Here is a 19,689-nt window from a genome sequence, read left to right as displayed (position 1 = left end):
GCCGGTGTCAGGTGCCCGCGAACGTGAAAAAGGCGCATCCCGAAGGATGCGCCCTTTGTGGGTCAGGCGAAGCGGAAATCGTCGATCGCGAACTGCTCGGTCTTCACTCCATCAAAGGTGATGGACGATCCGTCCTTGAAGGCGATCTGCGCACCGTTTTCTCCGTCGGTGAAGGAGCCGGAGGCGATGAGCGCCTGATAATCGGCGAAGACATCCTTGGAGAGCTGTACGACATCCGTGCCCTCGGCACCGGCCTGGAAGTCCGTCACCACATCACGGCCGCTGCCGGCTGCGAAGACAAAGGTGTCCCCGCCGCTACCACCGGTCAAGACATCATTGCCCGCGCCGCCATTCAGCGTGTCGTTGCCGGAACCGCCGTTCAGCGTGTCGTTACCAGCACCGCCGTGAAGTGCGTCATTGCCTGCGCCGCCCATCAGCACGTCGTTGCCGGAACCGCCCTCGACGATGTCATTGCCATCACCGGCAACCACACGGTCATTGCCAGCACCGGCATCCACCATGTCGTTGCCACCGCCGGCAAGCAGGGTGTCGTCGCCGGCATCGCCGTCGAGCATGTCCTTGCCGTCGCCCGCCACCAGCACATCATTGCCGCCAGTGCCTTCCACGATGGTATACTCGGTATATCCGTCCACCTTCACAGTCGTGGTACCCTTGGCTTCGCCGCCATTTGCATCACGAACCGTATAGCTGAGCGTCACGGTTGCCTGCTGGTCGTCCTGCAACGCCGCAAAAGCGGATGAGGGATCGACGACCAGCTTGCCATCCACGACCGAGAAGGCCGCAGCAGCCTGTGCGTTGGTCACGGCAATTCCGGCAACCGCCATCACGGTTACACTGACGAGCGTCAGGCGGTCGCCTTCCACGTCGGTGTCGTTGGCGACGAGATCGAACGCGGCGTTATCCTTTTCACCCACGGTGATCTGGTCGTCCACGGCGACAGGCGCATCGTTGACGGGAGCGATCGTCACGGTGACCACGCTCTCAACGCTGCCGCCCTTGTTATCGGAAACGATGACTGTGAAGCTGTCGGTTCCGTTGACATTCGCGTTCGGCGTATAGACCCATTCGCCGGTCGCCACGTCGATCTTGACATCACCCTTGGCCGCTGCGGCTCCCGTCTTGATGGCGTAGGAAAGCGTGTCGCCATCGATATCCGAAGCGACGATCTTGCCCTTGAGAACAACATCCTCATCCGTTTTCGCGGCAATGGCAGCGGCAACCGGTGCATCGTTGACCGGCTTGACGGTGAAGTTCGCCGTTGCCTCGCTCGAACCGCCGCGGCCGTCGGAGATCTTGTAACTGAAGGATGCCTTGCCGTTGAAATCCACCGCCGCAGTGAAGCGTATGCCATTTTCTTCCAGAACCGCCGTTCCACCGGCAGCCAGGGAAACTTCAGTCACCGTCAACCGGTCGAGATCGGCGTCCATGTCATTGCCGAGCAGAGCGCCAAAGGAGATGAGGAAGGATGCGGCATCCTCATCGATCGTGGCAAGCGTATCAGCTACCGCGACCGGACCACGATTGACGAGACCCTTGACGATCCCATCGCGGTTCAGCTGCGTTCCATCTGCAAAAGACACCAGTTCGATGCCGCCGCCAGAAAGCTGGTTGCGCAGCGACAGTTTTTCGCCATTGGCAAACTCGATTTCGACGGTATCGCCGAACTTGCGCAGAACAGCTTCGTTTCTGGCGATATCGTCCAGCACGAGCACATCCTTGTCGCCTGCCACACTCGTGGTCTCGATGATGTCGTCGGAACCGTCGCCACGGCCGTAGATGTAGGTATCGGAACCATCACCGCCCAAAAGCAGGTCGTTGCCCGCGCCCCCTTCAATGACGTCATCACCAAGACCGCCGGAGACGATATCGTTGCCATCGTCGCCAAACAGCGTGTCGTCGCCGTTGCCGCCCGACAAGGCATCGCGTCCTGCGCCACCCTTCAGCACATCATCGCCATCGTCACCGCTCAGGCGATCATTGCCGCCGTTGCCGAGCAGCCTGTCGTTACCGCCTTGGCCAAGGATCATCTCGTCCGCATCGTTTCCGGTCAGTACGTCGTTTGCCCCGCTGCCATTGAGGGTCTTGCCCGCATCGAGACCGGATTTAAGGTCAACCACCGTCAGATTGTCGAAGGTCAGACCCGCATTGCCCCAGGAGTAAAGGCCGAAAGTGCCGGCATCGAGTTCGCGGTCACCGATCGGATAGGCAAACAGCGCCTCATCGTTGAGGAAGGCAGTGATCTTGTCGCCGTAGACTTCGGCGCGAAGCTTCATTGCCTGACCCGGCTCGTATTTGCCCGGCACCTGGGCCAGAATTTCCTCAACGCCGTTCCTCATGCGCACGAGGTTGAAGATGCTGCCGGCACCGTTTCTCGGACTGCGGTCGAGAATGCCGTCGGCATCCAGTTCGAGCTTGTAGTAGTTCTTGCTGTCCTTGTAGCGGAACAGGAAGCCGAGGCCGTCCTTATCAGGCGTCTGGATCGTCGCTTCGATGGCGTAGTCGGTCCAGGCGAGCGCCGCCGGATCGTTGAACAGTGCATAGGTACCAAGACGCAGAACGTTGACACCATCGCCAAGCGGACTCCAGCCGCGCTGCCAGTAGTCAGCCGCAGTTGCACCGGTCCAGATCAGTTCGCGGCTCGCAAGCCCGGTCGTCTGAAGAAGCTTGCCATCGGAGACCAGCCATTCGGACGTCTTGCCGTCCGGTCCGATACCGCCAAGTTCGCCCTCGTCGACGATCTTGAAGCGAGCCATTGCCTCTGCCGAAGAGAAATCCTCGGCGACAAGGATTTTCGTCCTGTCCACGATCGTGACGTCGATACGGTCCGTCGAAACGGAACCATTTGCCGCTGTAACCTTCAGGAGCAGCTTGTTGACGCCCGTATCGAGGGCGACATCAACCGTCTTGCCGGTTGCGACGACATTGCCCTTGAGGTCCGTCCAGACGAAGCCGGTCAGTTGCTCAGGCCCGAAAGAACCCGACGCGTCGAGCGTGACGGACGCCTTGCCGTCGCCGTCGATGTCGTAGGCTCTTTGATCAATGCCGGCCTTGGCGGTCGTGCCTGCCTTGGTGACGACGATGTCATCGAAAACCGAAGCGCGCTGACCGCTGGAATAGACACCAACGGTGCCGCCGGAAAGCGGAGCGGTCGCATCCATGACAGGGCCGCCGAAGACGTTCTTGTCGCCAATGAAGACGTTGATGGAGCCACCGACCACGGCAACAGTCAGCGGGATATCCATATTATAGGGCGTGCCTGCATTGACCTCGGCAAGCAGGACTGCCTTTCCGTCGGCGACCTTTACAAGCTGGCGGCGGTTTGTTTCGCCGTCCATGGCGAAGCGGTAGTAGTTGTTTGCGTCCTTATAGTAGAAGTAGACGCCCATCGCATCGTTATCGAGTTGTGTCAGCGTCGCCTCGAACACGTAGTCGCTCCAGGCGGCCGACTGAGCGCCGATATAGACGAGCTTGTTGCCCGCAGCATCGCTCTGGTCGAAAAGTGCCGCCTCAGGTGCCGCAAGATTGGCGCTTGCGGTCGGGCGGGAAAACACCGTGCCCTTGAGCAGGAACCGGCCGGTATTGCCGTCAGCTGCGCCAAAATCGGTGGCCCAGCCCTCGGCTTTGCCGTCGTTGAAGTTTTCAACAAGCAGTGTGCGGTCGCCGCGCACCAGAACATCGATCTTATCGCTGGTCTTGACGCCGTTCACATCCGTTGCTGTGAGCGTCAATTTATGCTTGCCGAGAGCGAGATCGGCCACAGCCTCCTTGCCTTCAGCGACGATATCGCCGTTCTTGTCGGTCCAGACGAAGCTCTGTATTTCACCGACAAGCAGCGACTTCGCACCGGACAGGGAGACAGCGGCTGTGGATGCCCCGGCAGCGGCATTGGCGGCGATATCGTCTCCGGCCTCGGCCATGGCGCGGGCCTTGCCTGCACCGACATAGACATTCTCGAACACTTCCTGATGTCCGCGATAATAACCAGTCAGGCCATCGCGATCGAGCTCAGGCTTCGTGCGGTAACCGTCAAGATAGTCATCGAAGGCGGTGAAATAGGTCTCTGTGGTGATGCGGTTATTGTCAGGATCAACGGTGATCAGGCGCATCGCGCCGTTGCCGCCATTATTGCCGCGGGATTCGACGCCGTTGCCGGTGATTTCACGCGATACACCGTTCTGGTAATTGACCAGGAACTGGAAGACGGGCTCGCCATACTGGTTGTAAGTGATGTCGGTTTCCGCGCCGTCGCCGAAAATATGACCGGAGAAGGTCATGACGATGTTGGGGTAACGTGCAAGCAGCGCGCGGGCGACATATTCGCCGTCGTTTGCACCACGCTGGTCGGTGCGCATGCCGTAGTCGTAGCCGGCACCTTCGTCATAAAGCGGCAGGGCCAGGTTGTCCTGACGCGTCGCATAGCTGGTCAGCGAATGCGTTGCGAGCATGACGCGGTGGTCGGGAAACTTCTCGATGACGTCGCCCGCCCAGCGGATCACGTCGTCGCGCGGACCGAATTCGAGTGAGATGGACAGCCACTTGGTGCCATCCGGCGCGGTGAAGGTGCTGTAGGTATTGCGCGCGGCAGCCTGTTCCTGATCGTAGGCACCGCCGAAGACGCCGGGATTGGTTGCCGCCTGCTTTTCAGCAGAAAAGCGCCTGTCCAGTTCGACTGAGGTGTGGTCGGCAGCACTTCCGCCATTCGCCTGATCGTGATTGCCAGGCAGCAGCGCGTAAGGCACCTTGCCGTCGAGCTTGCGAAGCGCCGGCTCGGCGACATCCCACTCGGCGGGGCGGTTGTTCTGGGTGATATCGCCGACATGGCTCATGAAGACGATTTTATGACTGTCGCGATTGTCGACCAGCCATTGCGTCATCTCGCCGAACAGGTGCTTGATGCCGGCATTGGACGTGTAGTCCTGCGTGTCTGGGAAGACGGCGATGGTATAGGCGTTCGGACCGGCCACGCGCACGCGGAAGTCGTCCGTGGCGCTCTTGCCGGCACCGTCGGTGGCCGTCACGCGGATATCGGAATGGCCGAGAGCCGCAAAGTCGAGCGTCAACTTGTTGCCGTCCGTCAGGACCGCGGTAACGGTCTCGTTCTTGCTGTTCTGAACGGTGAAGGTGAGCTTCTCACCGGAGAAATGCTTCGACAGATCGATCGTCACATTCGCCGCATCAGGCGTCACCATCATATCCTTGATGGCCGACGTTTTAGCGACGGCAACCGGATCGACCGCAGGCTTCTGGCCGATGGCGAGAATGCCGGCCTGGGCCGGAGTCTTGAATTCGAGGGTTGTGCCGTTACCGGTGACTGTACCCTTTCCAATCGCGGGCGTGGCCGAACCCTGGGCAAAGCGGGTTTCGAGGACGCCGACCTTTTCAGCCTCCTGCTTCATCGCATCCGGCAAGATGCCGGAGGCCTTAGGGCCTCCGAGATACGACATTTCGTCGGCTGTCAGAACCTGTTTGAGGAAAAGAAGAGTGCTGAGGTAGCCGGGCGAGGTTTCGCCATCCTCGTCGGAAAAGATCAGGAAGCCCTTGGACATGTCGATGCCGAAGCGACCGGCGCCGGACGCAGCAATCTTCTGGTCGGCGACGAATTCACCGTTGATGTATTTTTTCATCGAAACCGCGCCGCCCGCATCTGTTTCGATCGTCAAGCCGATGCGGTTCCAGGCGTCCAGCTTGGCCGTGCCGCGATAATCGCTGCTGATGCCAAGGCCATAGCTATCACCGCTTGCCTTGCCGAAAATATCGCCATCGCTGCGGTTGGTAAGGTCAGTCTGCAGGAAAGGCATCCAGCCGGTGGAGCCGTTCTTCGGGAAATAGACGTCGTAGACCAGGCTGTAGGAGGTTGCCGTGCCGGCACCGTTCGGCGAGACGAGAATGCTCTGCTGTTGCGACAGGCGCGGAATGGTCAGGAGCCAGTCAGAGGAGGATTCGATGGGATTGGCGATCGAGTTTTCAGAAGTCGTCATCTCTTTGACCCTTTACGTGAAACGGATTGGCCCTGTGGCCATGCCGGCACGATTAAGGACGACGACTAACGCGCCGATGACGAATTCCTAACAAAACGTAAACGCGCCATAGTGTTTTCCCATGCCCGCCATCGGTTTCCCCAACAGGGTAAACGAAACCATCCGGCAGGCGTCATGGTCTTGTCAGCGTTTTCGCCGATGATCCACATCGCATCGACGCTTGTCGTGTCGACCGGCGGCAGAACAGGAACCCATGTCGATCACACAGCTGAAAGCCTTCCACATCGTTGCGCAATCGGGCGGCTTTTCCCAGGCTGCACGGGACATGGCAATCAGCCAGTCCACCCTCTCGACCCATGTGCGGGAGCTGGAAGCCATCAGCGGGGTCAATCTTCTGGAAAGAAAAGCGCGCGGGGTGAGCCTCAGCCCACAGGGTGAGCGCCTCTTCGAAATCACCGCCCGCCTGTTCCAGGCGGAAAACGAGGCTAAGGCGTTGCTACGGGGTGAAGTTGACGCCGCCGGCGGACATTTGCGCGTGGCGGCGGATGGCCCCATCCTGCCGCTGCCGATCCTTTCACGGCTGAAGGCCGAGCGACCGCAACTGACCTTTTCCCTTTCCGTCGACAATTCGGCACGGGTGGTGGAGCAGATCATCGATTACCGGGCCGATGTGGCCATCACCGCCCGTGCGCCGGACGATCCACGTCTTTACGGGATCAAATTTCTGAGCATGCGGATTGGTCTGTGCGTATCCGTCTCACACCCGTTTGCGCAGCGGGACGGTGTCTTCATGGCCGAACTGGAGGGGATATCCTTCGTCATGCGTGAAAGGGGATCGCGCACGCGTGAAATCTTCGAAAAGAACCTAGCCGATCACGGCATTTCCATTCAGCGTGTGGTCGAGATTTCGTCCCGCGAAGGCGTGCGGGAGGCCATCGCCAACGGCGTGGGATGCGGCGTGGTGGCCGATCTCGAATTCGGCCACGATGCGCGCCTCTGCTTCGTACCATTGCGCGACGCCAGCGAACTGATCGACGAATATGCGATCTGCCTTGCCGAACGCCGGCATCTGCCGCTGGTGCGAAGCTTCATCGAGCTATCCGCCCGGGTCTGATCGCGCGTCAGCAAGGCCAGACAAATCCGGATGCCGTTTTACGATCTTTGCCACATCACGGGAAAGAGCAGAAAAATCATTGGTCGGGTGATGGCGGTGGGAGATATCTCATAAGGGCGCCGTCGGAGGCCGTTGCGGGCGGCAGAGCAATTTTCAGGTGCGACTTCACAAAAGCCGCTATAAATCATTCACCTGGCAAGCGAAGGAGGCCGCCCATGTCAGACGTAAGGGTGAAACGGATTTACGATGCCGTCAGCGACGATGACGGCGCGCGCATCCTGGTGGACCGGCTCTGGCCCCGTGGCGTGCGCAAGGAAACTGCACGGCTTTCCATCTGGATGAAGGAGATCGCGCCGAGCAACGAATTGCGCAAGAATTTCTCCCATATGCCGTCACGCTTTGCGGAATTCACCCGCCACTATGACGCGGAACTGTCAGCCAATCCAGACGCTGTGGCGCGCATGAAGGCATTTATGGCCGAGGGGCGCGTGACGCTGCTTTATGCCGCCCATGACACCGAACATAATCACGCCCTCGTTCTCGCCGACTATCTCCGTTCGCACTGAAGCTTGCCGTCTCGCCCGCAGGCCGGGCGCTGTCTGCCTGGCAAGGTGTGCAGCCTTATTCAGCCGGTTTGGAGGCCGCGCTTTCGATATAGGCGATGAGATTGTCCAGATCTTCCGGCTTGCTGATGCCGGCCAGCGCCATCTTGTTGCCGGGTATTTTCTTCTTGGGCGCGCTCAGGAAATCCCGCAATTCTTCCGGTGTCCAGACAAGGCCGTCCTCGCCCGCTTTTTTCATCGCAGCCGAATAAGTATAGTCAGGCACGCCGCCTGCCGCACGGCCGATGATGCCGTTAAGCTGTGGGCCGACCCTGTTTTTCGCGCCCTCGCCTATGGCGTGACAGGCGGAACAGCGCTTGAAGGCCGCCTCCCCCTTGGCAACATCGCCCTCCGAAAGAGCGGGAACGGTGCTTGCGGCAAACATTGCCGCCGCGATGATTGTTATATTGCGCATCGTATTATCCTTGTCTTGCCGCTTGAGTGCGGCCCGTCCACAAATGCGGACGGGCCGACAGTTATTTCTTCAGGTCGTGCCCCAGGCGGGCGTGCCCTTCTTGTAGGGAACGCGGTCTTCGAAACCGCCGGGAATCTCGTCGTAGACGAGAACTTCCGTGGCGCCGATTTTCGAGGTGAAGAAACCGAGCAGCGTCAGCTGCTTGACCAGCGTGAAGGCGTGCGGCTTTGCCGGCGTCTGTTCCGCCTTGGCCTGCTTGTCGAGAGCGGCTAGCAGCACCTGCCGCTGTTCCGGCGTCAGCTCCAGAAAGGCCTTTTTGTGTTCGGCCTGACTGCGCTTTTCGATGTCGGAAATCGCCGAAAGGAAAAGTGTCCGCTGTTCCTCGGTGTAGCAATCGGCCGCATAGACGGCCATGAATGCACCCACTTCAGCATCCTTCGCCCCCGGCGTGGAGGTGCGCGGAATGATGGTTTCCGCCACCTCGTCCAGAAAGCGGATCTCCTCCGGGGTGAAGACGTGGGCAGCGCCGGCTGGTTTGGCGGCGTTTTCCGTGGCTGTGAGGACATCCGCGCCGATCAGCGGAAGGCCCGAGGCAATGGCTATCAGTTTCAGCAGTTCGCGTCTGTTCATCACAGGTTCCCCTTCTTGCGTTCGGAAACGGCGAATTCAGCGGCACGCGCCGTCAGCGCCATGTAGGTCAAAGACGGGTTGACGCAGGAAGCCGAGGTCATGCAGGCACCATCAGTCACGAAGACGTTCTGTGCATCCCAGACCTGGTTGTTGCCGTTGAGGACGGAGGTTTTCGGGTCGCGCCCCATGCGGGCCGTTCCCATTTCGTGAATGCCCATGCCCGGCGCATAGGTGCCCCTGGAGGGTTTGACATTCTTGATGCCGACCGCCTCGAACATCTCGACGGCGTCATTGACCATGTCTTCGCGCATATCGAGTTCGTTCTGCTTCATCTCGACATTCATGGAGAGGACTGGCAAGCCCCATTTGTCCTTCTTGTCATGATCCAGCTTCACGCGGTTGTCGTGATAGGGAAGCATTTCGCCGAAGGCAGTCATGCCGATGGTCCATCCGCCCGGCTCGGTCAGCGCCTCCTTATAATCGGCACCGATATTGAGCTCGGCGATTTCCCGTTCCCAGCGCGAACGACTGGCCGAGCCCTGATAACCGAAACCACGCAGATATTTGCGCTTGTCGTCGCCGGTATTGCGGAAACGCGGAATGTAAAAGCCCGCCGGACGACGGCCCTTGAAGTAGAAATCCTCGAAACCTTCCACCTGGCCGGTGGCGCCCATGCGGAAATGGTGGTCCATCACATTATGGCCAAGTTCGCCCGAGCTGCTGCCGAGACCGCCTTCCCATACATCGGTAGCGGAATTCATCAGCACCCAGGTCGAGTTCAGCGTCGAAGCGTTCAGGAAGATGACGTCGGCGGTATATTCATAGGTCAGGTTGGTTTCTGCATCGATGATCTCGACGCCGCGCGCCTTTTTCTTGTCCTTGTCATAGAGGATTTCCTTGACGATAGAGAAAGGCCGAAGGGTGAGATTGCCGGTGGCGAGTGCCGCAGGCAGGGTGGATGCCTGCGTGCTGAAATAGCCGCCGAAGGGACAGCCCAGCCGACACTTGTTGCGGAACTGACAGCGTGTTCGCTCCTGATCGGGAAGCTCCTGGGTGATATTGGCGCAGCGCGAATTGATGAGGTGACGCGTGCCCTTGAACTCTTTCTTCAGCCTGCTGGCCACATCCTGTTCAACGAAATTGAGCGGGATCGGCGGCAGGAATTCACCATCGGGGAGAATATCCAGCCCCTCGCGGCTGCCGGAAATGCCGGCAAAACGCTCGACATAATCGTACCAGGGAGAGACGTCTTCATAACGGATCGGCCAGTCGACGGCGATGCCTTCTTTCGCATTGGCCTCGAAATCGGTCTGCGACCAGCGATAGGTCTGGCGTCCCCAGAGCAGCGAGCGGCCGCCGACGTGATAACCACGAAACCAGTCGAAGCGCTTTTCCTCGACATAGGGGGTTTCCTGCTCATCCGCCCACATGCCAAGCGTGGCCTCTTCCAGCAGATAATCGCGGCTGAGAACGGGGTATTTCGCCTTCATTTCCTGCGTGGCGCGGTTGCGATGGGGATAATCCCAGGCTTCCTTGTCGGCATTCTGATAATCGGTGATGTGCTCGATGTTGCGGCCGCGCTCCAGCATCAGGACCTTCAGGCCCTTTTGCGTGAGTTCCTTTGCCGCCCAGCCTCCACTGATGCCTGAGCCGACAACAATCGCATCATAATGATTGTCTGCCATGATAACTCCTCCGATTGGTACTTGGGTAAAAAGTCGACGAGACGAAGCGCTTCCCGTCGCAGCGCGGCGGAAACTGGATAGACGTCTGTCGAACCTCATGCGCCCCGGCGAAACCGGCCGCCGGGGAGCGGTTCTGGTTTTACTGGCAGTGTTTACTGAAGGGTCGGCAGGCGTTCGCTCAGGAACGCGTTGCCCTTGGTCACGACCGCTTCGGCATCGAGCGGAAGGTCATGTTCAAGGATGAACCACTGTGCGCCGGCATGTTTGGCCGCCGGCAGGATCGTTTTCCAGTCGAGAACGCCGGTTCCAAGCGTTGCAAAGCCACGCTCGTTTTCGGCCGTGCCGGCCGGCGCATTGTCCTTGGCGTGGATTGCAAAAACCCGGCCATTCAGGGTGCCGAGGAACTCAGCCGGATCATTGCCGCTGCGCGCCACCCAGGCGACGTCGAGTTCGCTCTGCAGTTTCGGGCCTGCGGCATCGAGCAGCAGTTCAAGCGCCGTCTTGCCGTCGAACTTGACCATTTCAAAATCATGGTTGTGGTAGGCCATGGAGAGACCGGCTGCAGACAGCTTGTCGGCATATCCACCAAGCTCCTTGCCGAAGGCGGTCCAGCCGGCAGCGTCCTTCGGGCGGTCTTCCGGCTTCAGGAACGGCACGGTCACGACCGGATTGCCGACAGCCTTCTGCTCGGTGATGACCTCATCGAGATTGCCGCGAAGCTTGTCGATCGGCACATGCGAGGAAATGACCTTGATCCTGTGCTTTTCCAGAAGCGCGTTCAGCTCGCTGGCGCTGACCTTCTGCATATCCACCGTTTCAACGGCCGAAACACCGGCACGGTTGAGGATGGCAAGCTGCTCTTCCAGCGTTCCGGCGTTGCGCAGGGTGTACATCTGCGCGGCAATCGGCAGCGTCTTGCTGTCTTCGGCCAGAACCGGATTTGCGATACCGGCCGCCAATCCGACGACGAATGCCATGCTGGCTAATTTTGACTTGAACGTTTTCAAACGCGTAACTCCCTTTCCGTTTGATCAATATGACGACACGCCTGCCCGCATCTTCCCCGAACGATTAGCCGGACAATGCGGGCACAACCTCCAGTGCCCTGCGTCGTCAGTCCCCGATATCCAGTGGTCTAGATGTCGATCTTCACCCAGGACGAGGTCAGGCTGGACCGAACGGCCGCATCGATGAATGCGAGACCCGCAAGGCCGTCCTCTATGCCGGGATAAATCACATCCCCGGCGGCTGCTTTTCCCTCCCTTTTTGCGATGATTGCGTCTGCGGCTTCGCGGTAGATCGTCGCAAAACCTTCGAGATATCCCTCCGGGTGCCCCGATGGTACGCGGCTGACGCGGTTTGCGGCGGCACCGGCACCCGCGCCATTGCGGGTAATCAGCCGTTTCGGCTCCCCATACGGCGTGAACCAAAGCTCGTCCGGCACGCGGTGGTGCCATTCAAGTCCGCCCTTGTCGCCATAGACCCTGAGCGACAGGGCGTTTTCATTGCCGACCGCGATCTGGCTTGCCCAGAGCATACCCTTGGCGCCGCTTTGATAACGCAGCAGGATATTGGCGCTGTCATCCAGCTGCCTGCCCGGAACGAACGACGTGAGATCGGCGTAGAGGCTGGCGGGGATCTCACCCGTCACGAAGGCGGCGGCATTGAAGGCATGGGTGCCGATGTCGCCGATTGCCCCGCCTGCGCCCGAGCGGCTCGGGTCGGTGCGCCATTCCGCACCCTTTGCCCCTGTCTTTTCAACCGCTTCGGTCAGCCAGTCCTGCGCGTATTCGGCCTGGACATGGCGCAGCTTGCCAATGTCGCCGTTCGCCACCATCTCCCGCATCTGCCGCAACATGGCATAGCCGGTGTAATTATGGGTGAGGATGAACAGCCTGTCGGATGCCCTGACGATCTTCGCCAGCTCCTTGGCCTCCTCCAGCGTCGCGGTAACGGGCTTGTCGCAGATGACGTGGATGCCGGATTCGAGAAAGACCTTGGATGGGGCGAAATGCAGGTGGTTGGGGGTGACGATGGCCACTGCCTCGATGCCGTCTTCGCGGCCGGCCTCGGCCAATGCCATTTCCTCAAACGAGGCGTAGGAGCGCTCGGGCGTTATGCCGAGCAGGGTTGCCGAGGCGCTGGCGCGTTCCGGGTCCGAGGAAAGCGCGCCTGCCACCAGTTCGTAACGGTCGTCGAGCCGGGCCGCGATGCGATGCACGGCACCGATAAAGGCGCCCTGACCGCCGCCGACCATGCCAAGACGGATACGGCGGCTATTAAATTTTGCTGTTGTGGAGGACATGGCTATCCCTTTCAGAGACCGAGAAGGCGACGGTTGGCGGCATCATCGACACCGCTTTTGGCAAAATCGTCGAAAGCCCGCTCGGTCACGCGGATGATGTGGTTTTCAATGAAGCCGGCACCTTCACGCGCCCCGTCTTCCGGATGTTTCAGCGCGCATTCCCATTCCAGCACCGCCCATCCGTCGAAGTCATATTGGGTGAGCTTGGAAAACACCGCGCCGAAATCGACATGCCCGTCACCCAGCGAGCGGAAACGCCCCGGCCGGTCGACCCAGCTTTGATAACCGCCATAGACGCCCGAGCGGCCGGTCGGATTGAACTCGGCATCCTTGACGTGAAAGGCCCGGATGCGCTCGTGGTAGATATCGATGAAATCAAGATAATCCATCGCCTGCAGGACGAAGTGGGAGGGATCGTAGAGAATGCTGGCACGCGCATGATTGCCGGTGGCTTCGAGAAAACGCTCGAAGGTGATGCCGTCATGCAGGTCTTCGCCCGGATGCAGTTCGTAGCAGAGATCGATACCGTTCTCCTCGAATGTATCGAGAATGGGCGTCCAGCGCTTGCCGAGTTCGGCAAAGGCCATTTCGACAAGACCCGCCGGGCGCTGCGGCCACGGATAAACGAAGGGCCAGGCCAGCGCACCGGAGAAGGTGGCGTGGCTCTTGAGGCCGAGATGCTGCGAGGCTTTCGCCGCGCACTTCAGCTGGTTGACCGCCCATTCCTGCCGCGCCTGCGGTTTGCCGCGCAGTTCAGCGGGCGCAAAACCATCGAACATCTCGTCATAGGCAGGATGAACGGCGACGAGCTGACCCTGAATATGGGTTGAAAGCTCGGTGATCTCGACGCCTGTCTCGGCCAGACGGCCCTTGATATCATCGCAATAGGCCTTGGAGGCGGCGGCTTTCTCGAGATCGAAGAGCTTGGGATCGGTCGGCACCTGAATGCCCTTGTAACCAAGGGAAGCCGCCCATTGTCCGAGATTGTCGAGCGTGTCGAAGGGGGCTTTGTCCCCGACAAATTGTGCGAGGAAAATCGCCGGGCCTTTGATCGTCTTCATGTCCTTACACTCCTTGCATTCACAATCTGGCCGCTACCGGTGCGGCGGGCGGCAGGGCGCGACCGAGCCGCGCACCACCAGTTCCGTCTCCAGCACGATGGTTTCGGCCGTGCGTTTGCCGTTCAGCCGGTCGACCATCAGCGCCATGGCCTTGCGGCCCATTTCCTGTCGCGGCTGGCGCACCGTCGTCAGCGGCGGTTCGAAGGCATTGGCGAAAATGATATCGTCGAAGCCGATGACCGAGACATCGGCCGGAACCGAAAGCCCGCGCCCGCGCAACTCGCTGATCGCGCCAATCGCCATCTGGTCGCTCGATGCGAAGATGGCGGTGAAGGAAATGTCGCCTTCGAGAAGGCTGGCAATTGCCTGACGGCCGGCCTCGATGCTGTAATCGCCCGTCACGACAAGTTCGTCGGCATAAGCGATGCCGGCTTCGGCAAGTGCCGCGCGATAACCATCGAAACGCTCCTGCGCCAGACTTTCCGGGACGGGACCGGCCAGATGTACGATCCTTTGATGTCCCGCCTCGATGAGGTAGCGCATGGCGTTGATGGAAGCGGCGCGGTTGTCGACCTTGACGGTGGGCAGCGCGAGGCCGGGCACGGTTTCTGACGCGATGACGATCGGCGGCAGCGCGTCGCCCTGATCGAGAAGCTCGGACGGGAACTGTCCGGTCATCAGGATGAGGCCATCGGCATGTTTCTGCCGGACCATGTCGATATGGGTTGCCACGCGGTGTTCGTCATTGCGGGCATCGCCCATCAACACCTTGAAGCCCGCTTCGCCTGCCGCTTCCTCCACACCCTTGTAGATTTCGAGATAAAACGGGTTGCCGATATCGCGAACGAGGAGAATGACGGTGTTGTTGGACTGACGCCGGAAGCTCGCGGCCTGGGCGTTGGGGACGAAGTTCGCCTGCCGGACGGCGTCGAAAACCTTCTTCCGGGTTTCCGGGCGAACCTTGTCGGGTTGCTGCAGCGCCCGCGATACGGTCGCGATCGAAACGCCCGCAAGAGCTGCAACTTCCCTGATATTCGAACCTTGGTCTTTGCTCATCTGTCACACACGCAGCTGCTTTTGGCGGCCATAAAGCAGCATCAGCGCAAGTAACGTGACACCGAATATGATCTGCCGGGCCCATACATCGAGGTTGAGCGTTATCAGTACGCTTTGCAGAATGGTGAGTGCAACTGCCCCGGCCATCGTTCCGATATATCCGCCCGCACCGCCGGCAAGCGAGGTGCCGCCGATGACGACCGCGATGATCGACGGAAGGACATATTGGTCGCCGACGGAAATGAAGGAGGTGCCGGTATAACCGATCACGCAGACCCCGGTCAGCCCGGCAAACAGGCCGGACAGGCCGTAGAGCAACGTGCGGATCAAAGACACGGGCAATCCGACCAGCGTTGCCGCCCGCTCATTGGAGCCGATGGCGTAAATGGAGAAACCGAAGGCCGTACGGCGCAGCACGAACAGCATGATCGCGGCGATGCCAAGCCAGACGAAGAGGACGCCCGGAATGCCGAAGACGAGCGGCCGGTTGATGAAGCCTGCCAGAAGAGGTGCGGCCGCACCGGAGGGAACGCCCTGCGAATAAACCACCAGCCCGCCCTGAATGACCGCCGTCATGCCGAGTGTCATGACCAGCGGCGGAATGCGCACGAAGGTGATGCCGAGGCCGTTGATGAGGCCGATCAGGAAGGGAACACCGCCTGCAACAAGAATGGCAAGCGGGATTCCCGCATTCTGGCCGTTCATCATGTTGCCGGCAAGGACCGCGCCAAGCGAGATCATCGCGCCGACGGACAGATCGATGCCTTCGCGCCCGCCGAGGATGACGAGGTTCTGCCCCGCCGCGACAATGCCGAGAATGGCGGCGATCGTCAGCAGCCGCACGATCTGCGACCCCTGCGCGAAGCCGGGCGACAATAATTCGCCGACCAGCAGCAAGAAGACTGACGCGCCAATGGCAATGGTCAGGGGATCGGTAAGGAGGGATTTGATTTGCAAGCCGGGATTGGTCATGTCAACGCCTCGTCACCAGAACACCGCCGGCAAGCGCCGTCAGCACGATCAAACCCTGCACCAGCGTCTGGTACTCGAAAGGTAGCCCCGCAAAGAAGATCACATTGCCGATCATGCCGAGCACCAGAGCGCCCGCTATCGACCCCGTGGAACTGCCAAACCCGCCGGAAAGTGCTGTGCCGCCGAGAACCACCGCCGAGATGGAGGAGAGCGCAAGGCTTGCGCCGAGAAGCGGATCGCCAGAGGCGGTCTCACCCGTCAGGCACAGCGCTGCGAGCGCCGAAAACAGACCGGAAATCATGTAGGCGCCGATGCGGATACCCGAGAGGCGCAGACCCGTCTGGAAAGCGCCGGTGCGATTGCCGCCGACGGCCAGCAAATGAACGTGGAACGGAATGCGCGATACGATCAGCGTAAAGGCAATGCCTCCCAGCAGTACCCACAGCACGAAGGGCAGGCCGATGAAGCTGCCGGAATAGGTCTGCCAATAGGCTTCCGGCACCGGAAGGCCGGCCTGCGGCAAAACCCAGATGGCAAGCCCGGCGAAGATGATGCCTGTCGCGAAGGTGGTGACGATGGGCTGGAAGCGCAGGCCGGATATGAACAGGCCATTGACCAGTCCGCAGATCAGTCCGACCGCAATTCCCGCTCCCATGCCGGCGACGACGGCACCCGTCGTTCCGCCAAGCGCGGCAATGACGCTGACCGTGACGACATTGGCGAGCGCCACTATGCTGCCAACCGAGAGATCGATGTCTCCCGCCAGAATGACATAGGTCTGCCCGATGGCGACCAGGATCAGCGGAAGAAACGTCGTCAGGTTTGACTGCAATACGGCCGGCTGCACGAAAGATGGCTGCAGAAACGTGTTCACGCCGATGAGAACGGCCAGAACGACGAGGGTTATGATCCAGGGTTGCTTGCGCAGAAAACCGGAAGAGCTCATGCGGCGTCTCCATAGGCGGCGCGGGTCATGTTTACGGATGTCATGTCGGCTCCGGTCAGCTCCGCAGAAATGCGCCCGCCATTGAACACGAGAATACGGTCGGCATATTCGAGGATTTCCGCATCTTCCGAGGAGTAGAGAAGAATGGTCGCGCCCGCGTCAGCCTGCTGCCGCATCAGCGCAAAGAGATCGGCCTTGGCGCCAAGATCGATGCCCTTGGTCGGATCGTCGAGCAGAAGCAGTTTCGGCGCGGTAGCAAGCCAGCGGGAAATGAAAATCTTCTGCTGGTTTCCGCCCGAAAGCGTGCCGATCGGCATGTCCATGCCGGCAAATTTCGTCTTCATGTCGTCCGCAACCTTCAGCACACGCGGCTTCAGCGTCGCGGGCCGGACTAGCCGTATCTTTTCACGCACCATGAGAGCCGCGACGAGATTTTCGAAGATCGACCGGCCCTGAAGCGAGGCATCGCGACCGCGATCACCCGACACATAGGCAAAACCGTTGTGAACCGCCTGCGACGGCTTGCCGATAACGACGTCCCGGCCCTCGAACTGGATTTGCCCTGCGGCAAAGGGGCTGGCGCCGAAAAGGCCTTTCAGCAAGGCCGACTGGCCCTGCCCCTGCAGGCCGGCCAGACCGACGATTTCACCCGGATAGGCTTCCAGAGTGACACCGCGAACGCCCTCGCCCGCAACATCCGTCACTTTCAGGCTGGGCGCTGCATCTGCACGTCCCTGCTGGCGTGCGGGTGCGGCGCGGACATCGCCGACCATATCATGCACGACGGCTTCGCGGGTGGTGGCGGCGGTATCGAGTTCAGAAATGGTCGCGCCGTTACGCATGACGGTGATGCGGTCGCAGACCGCGAAAACCTCATCGAGACGGTGGGAAATCATGATGGTGGAGACACCGTCGGCCTTCTTGGCCCTGAGGATCTCGAAAAAGCGCTCGGACTGGCGGCCATCGAGCGCCGCCGTCGCCTCATCCATGATCATCAGGCTGGCATTCTGGGCGAAGACCTTGAGGATTTCGACGAGCTGGCGCTGATCGGGCGGCAGATTGCCAACGATCGCATCCGGCTCCAGTCCTGCCCCGGCAACCCCGTCAAAAAGCGCGATCAGCTTTTGCGCCCCGGCTTTCAAGGCCTTGCTGTCTACGAAAACGCCGCGCTTCGGCTCGCGACCGAGAAAAATATTGTCAGCGACGGAAAGCTGCGGAATGAGGCTGAGTTCCTGGTAGAACAGTGCGATGCCGGCATTTTCAGCGTCACGCGGGCTTTTAAAGCGCACGTCCTCGCCGTTGAACCTGATCGTGCCGCTGGTCGGCGCGACCGCACCCGCAACGATCTTGCAGAGCGTGCTCTTGCCGCAACCATTCGCACCCAGCAGCGCATGGATTTCGCCACGGCCGACGGTCAGCCTGCCGTCGGAAAGCGCGCGCACGGCGCCAAAATTCTTCGTTATGCCGGCCGCCTCCAGAGCGTTCGCCATCGCATGTCCCCGAATTGTACTTGTCATTGTGCTTCGTCACCGACGGACACGTGAAAGACGCGATCCGCACTCGAGTTTCAGGTTCGGGCTGGCCTTCGCCGCCAGCCCGAGACTGATCTTACTTGAAGAACTCGCCAGCCTGTTCCGGCGTCACGGTTGCCGTGACGGACCAGTAGCCCGGCTTGCCTTCGGCGGACTTGATGTTGTCCGCGAGGTTGTCGTTGCTGACGAAGGGGATCGGAATATAGATGGCGTTGCCGTAAGTGCCGCCGAATACGCCGTCCTTGAATTCCTTGCCCTGCAGCTTCAGAACCGCAACGTTGAGCGCGCTGGCCATGACACCGGGAGGATTGACCGAAGCGCCGGAATTGAACTTTTCCTTTTCCCAGCGCGTCATGAAGTCCTTGCGGATTTCACCTGTCGCGGCGATGTCCTTGGTCTTGCCGGCGGCTTCGATTGCGCGCCATGCGCCATCGGCCATGCCGTCCTGCACCCACACACCGCTGATATCGGGATAGGTGGCGAGAAGGTTCTGCATGGCCTGCTGGCCCTGCGCCTGGTCCCAGCTCGCATTGGCTTCGTTCAGCACCTTGATGTCGGGATATTTCTTGAACACTTCGCGGTAGCCGGCGACGCGGGCTTCGTTGGCGGGGTTGCCGGCGATGCCGTTGATGGCGACGACGCTTCCCTTGCCCTTCAGCGAATCCGCAAGCCATTGTGCGGACTGCGCCGCCCAGGCCTTCTGGTCGATGCCGACATAGATCGCGTCCTTCGAAGACACTTCAGCGTCGGTTGCGATGACGAGAATGTTGCGCGCCTTCGCCTGAGCAAAGATCGGATCGAAGGCCGTCGGGCTGCCGGGATTGATGAGAATTGCATCAACGCCCTGGTTCATGAAATTGCGGATGTGGCCGATCTGCCCCTGCACATCGACATTGCCGCTCTGAACGACGACTTCGACCTTGACGCCCTTTTCGCCCCAAGCTTTTGCGGCAGCCTGGGCTTCCTCTATCATCTGCGTGCGCCATTCGCTGCCGACGAAAGAATTGGAAAGACCGATCTTGAAGCTATGCTCCTGGGCGTGCACGGACGTGCCGGCCGCAAGCACCATGGCGGCGGCAGCCATCAAATGTTTAAACATGAAAATTTGCTCCTCCAAGCACGGTTTTTAACTAATGAAACCGTTTACATCGATGAATGTAACCGGTTTCATAAATGAGTCAATCCCGAGAATGATTTTTGTTGCCGGGTCTGGACGGAGGAAAACATGTGCTGCAAGCGCCAAAAAATGCTCCCGAAAACAGCGGGATAATCCTCACAACCGATCGGAGCGCCGGCCTTTGCAAAAGCACCTTAGGCCTGTCCGCCTGATCAGTTTTTCACTCCCCTGTGGACAAGGAGAGAATTCCCGCAT

14 protein-coding genes are annotated in these 19,689 nt (G+C 60.1%); 2 read left to right on the top strand and 12 right to left on the bottom strand.

Annotated elements, in window-relative coordinates; translation table 11 throughout:
• Positions 1-62 precede the first annotated feature (62 nt).
• On the bottom strand, positions 63-5,999 hold the full coding sequence (locus tag JZY08_RS24155) for an Ig-like domain-containing protein (protein WP_216331958.1): 5,937 nt from the start codon (positions 5,997-5,999) through the stop codon (positions 63-65).
• A gap of 253 nt (positions 6,000-6,252) precedes the next feature.
• On the opposite strand from JZY08_RS24155, the gene JZY08_RS24150 reads away from it, so the two are divergent.
• Positions 6,253-7,113 (top strand): LysR substrate-binding domain-containing protein, encoded by an 861-nt coding sequence (locus tag JZY08_RS24150; protein ID WP_003498958.1) that lies wholly within the window; start codon positions 6,253-6,255, stop codon positions 7,111-7,113.
• Positions 7,114-7,328: 215 nt separating this feature from the next.
• A complete protein-coding gene (locus tag JZY08_RS24145) occupies positions 7,329-7,679 on the top strand; it encodes a DUF488 domain-containing protein (protein ID WP_216331957.1) in 351 nt (116 codons plus the stop codon).
• 55 nt (positions 7,680-7,734) lie between these two features.
• Here JZY08_RS24145 and JZY08_RS24140 read toward each other — a convergent pair whose 3' ends face one another.
• The 11 genes from JZY08_RS24140 to JZY08_RS24090 form a co-directional block, all read right to left on the bottom strand.
• Complete coding sequence (locus JZY08_RS24140) at positions 7,735-8,130, bottom strand: cytochrome c family protein (protein ID WP_216331955.1); 396 nt, start codon at positions 8,128-8,130, stop codon at positions 7,735-7,737.
• A gap of 69 nt (positions 8,131-8,199) precedes the next feature.
• Positions 8,200-8,760: a gluconate 2-dehydrogenase subunit 3 family protein gene (locus tag JZY08_RS24135; protein ID WP_137039580.1), complete on the bottom strand. Its 561-nt coding sequence runs from the start codon at positions 8,758-8,760 to the stop codon at positions 8,200-8,202.
• The gene (locus JZY08_RS24130; protein ID WP_216331953.1) at positions 8,760-10,445 is read right to left on the bottom strand and encodes a GMC oxidoreductase; all 1,686 of its coding nucleotides are present in this window, start codon (positions 10,443-10,445) and stop codon (positions 8,760-8,762) included. The genes JZY08_RS24135 and JZY08_RS24130 overlap by 1 nt, the downstream gene beginning before the upstream one ends.
• A gap of 152 nt (positions 10,446-10,597) precedes the next feature.
• The gene (locus JZY08_RS24125; protein ID WP_216331951.1) at positions 10,598-11,452 is read right to left on the bottom strand and encodes a sugar phosphate isomerase/epimerase; all 855 of its coding nucleotides are present in this window, start codon (positions 11,450-11,452) and stop codon (positions 10,598-10,600) included.
• A 128-nt stretch (positions 11,453-11,580) separates the two neighbouring features.
• The gene (locus JZY08_RS24120) at positions 11,581-12,750 is read right to left on the bottom strand and encodes a Gfo/Idh/MocA family protein (protein WP_137039578.1); all 1,170 of its coding nucleotides are present in this window, start codon (positions 12,748-12,750) and stop codon (positions 11,581-11,583) included.
• A gap of 11 nt (positions 12,751-12,761) precedes the next feature.
• Positions 12,762-13,811, bottom strand: coding sequence for a sugar phosphate isomerase/epimerase (locus tag JZY08_RS24115; RefSeq protein WP_216331949.1), 1,050 nt, complete (start codon positions 13,809-13,811; stop codon positions 12,762-12,764).
• A 33-nt stretch (positions 13,812-13,844) separates the two neighbouring features.
• The gene (locus tag JZY08_RS24110; protein WP_216331947.1) at positions 13,845-14,867 is read right to left on the bottom strand and encodes a LacI family DNA-binding transcriptional regulator; all 1,023 of its coding nucleotides are present in this window, start codon (positions 14,865-14,867) and stop codon (positions 13,845-13,847) included.
• A 3-nt stretch (positions 14,868-14,870) separates the two neighbouring features.
• A complete protein-coding gene (locus tag JZY08_RS24105) occupies positions 14,871-15,839 on the bottom strand; it encodes an ABC transporter permease (RefSeq protein ID WP_003498940.1) in 969 nt (322 codons plus the stop codon).
• A gap of 1 nt (position 15,840) precedes the next feature.
• Complete coding sequence (locus tag JZY08_RS24100) at positions 15,841-16,785, bottom strand: ABC transporter permease (protein ID WP_216331944.1); 945 nt, start codon at positions 16,783-16,785, stop codon at positions 15,841-15,843.
• Positions 16,782-18,275, bottom strand: a complete 1,494-nt coding sequence (locus tag JZY08_RS24095; RefSeq protein ID WP_216331942.1) for a sugar ABC transporter ATP-binding protein — start codon at positions 18,273-18,275, stop codon at positions 16,782-16,784. Before JZY08_RS24095 ends, JZY08_RS24100 begins: the two co-directional genes overlap by 4 nt.
• A 118-nt stretch (positions 18,276-18,393) precedes the next feature.
• A complete protein-coding gene (locus JZY08_RS24090; protein WP_216331940.1) occupies positions 18,394-19,416 on the bottom strand; it encodes a substrate-binding domain-containing protein in 1,023 nt (340 codons plus the stop codon).
• Between the last annotated feature and the right edge of the window lie 273 nt (positions 19,417-19,689).

It is taken from the genome of Rhizobium sp. X9 (assembly GCF_018873185.1).
Lineage (GTDB): Bacteria > Pseudomonadota > Alphaproteobacteria > Rhizobiales > Rhizobiaceae > Agrobacterium > Agrobacterium oryzihabitans.
This window is presented reverse-complemented; position numbering and strand designations above follow the sequence as displayed.

Coding starts and splice junctions, on each gene's coding strand:
- JZY08_RS24100 (WP_216331944.1), bottom strand. CDS start 16,785: ATGAGCTCTTCCGGTTTTCTGCGCAAGCAACCCTGGATCATAACCCTC.
- JZY08_RS24150 (WP_003498958.1), top strand. CDS start 6,253: ATGTCGATCACACAGCTGAAAGCCTTCCACATCGTTGCGCAATCGGGC.
- JZY08_RS24105 (WP_003498940.1), bottom strand. CDS start 15,839: ATGACCAATCCCGGCTTGCAAATCAAATCCCTCCTTACCGATCCCCTG.
- JZY08_RS24120 (WP_137039578.1), bottom strand. CDS start 12,750: ATGTCCTCCACAACAGCAAAATTTAATAGCCGCCGTATCCGTCTTGGC.
- JZY08_RS24095 (WP_216331942.1), bottom strand. CDS start 18,275: ATGGCGAACGCTCTGGAGGCGGCCGGCATAACGAAGAATTTTGGCGCC.
- JZY08_RS24155 (WP_216331958.1), bottom strand. CDS start 5,999: ATGACGACTTCTGAAAACTCGATCGCCAATCCCATCGAATCCTCCTCT.
- JZY08_RS24090 (WP_216331940.1), bottom strand. CDS start 19,416: ATGTTTAAACATTTGATGGCTGCCGCCGCCATGGTGCTTGCGGCCGGC.
- JZY08_RS24145 (WP_216331957.1), top strand. CDS start 7,329: ATGTCAGACGTAAGGGTGAAACGGATTTACGATGCCGTCAGCGACGAT.
- JZY08_RS24130 (WP_216331953.1), bottom strand. CDS start 10,445: ATGGCAGACAATCATTATGATGCGATTGTTGTCGGCTCAGGCATCAGT.
- JZY08_RS24115 (WP_216331949.1), bottom strand. CDS start 13,811: ATGAAGACGATCAAAGGCCCGGCGATTTTCCTCGCACAATTTGTCGGG.
- JZY08_RS24110 (WP_216331947.1), bottom strand. CDS start 14,867: ATGAGCAAAGACCAAGGTTCGAATATCAGGGAAGTTGCAGCTCTTGCG.
- JZY08_RS24140 (WP_216331955.1), bottom strand. CDS start 8,130: ATGCGCAATATAACAATCATCGCGGCGGCAATGTTTGCCGCAAGCACC.
- JZY08_RS24135 (WP_137039580.1), bottom strand. CDS start 8,760: ATGAACAGACGCGAACTGCTGAAACTGATAGCCATTGCCTCGGGCCTT.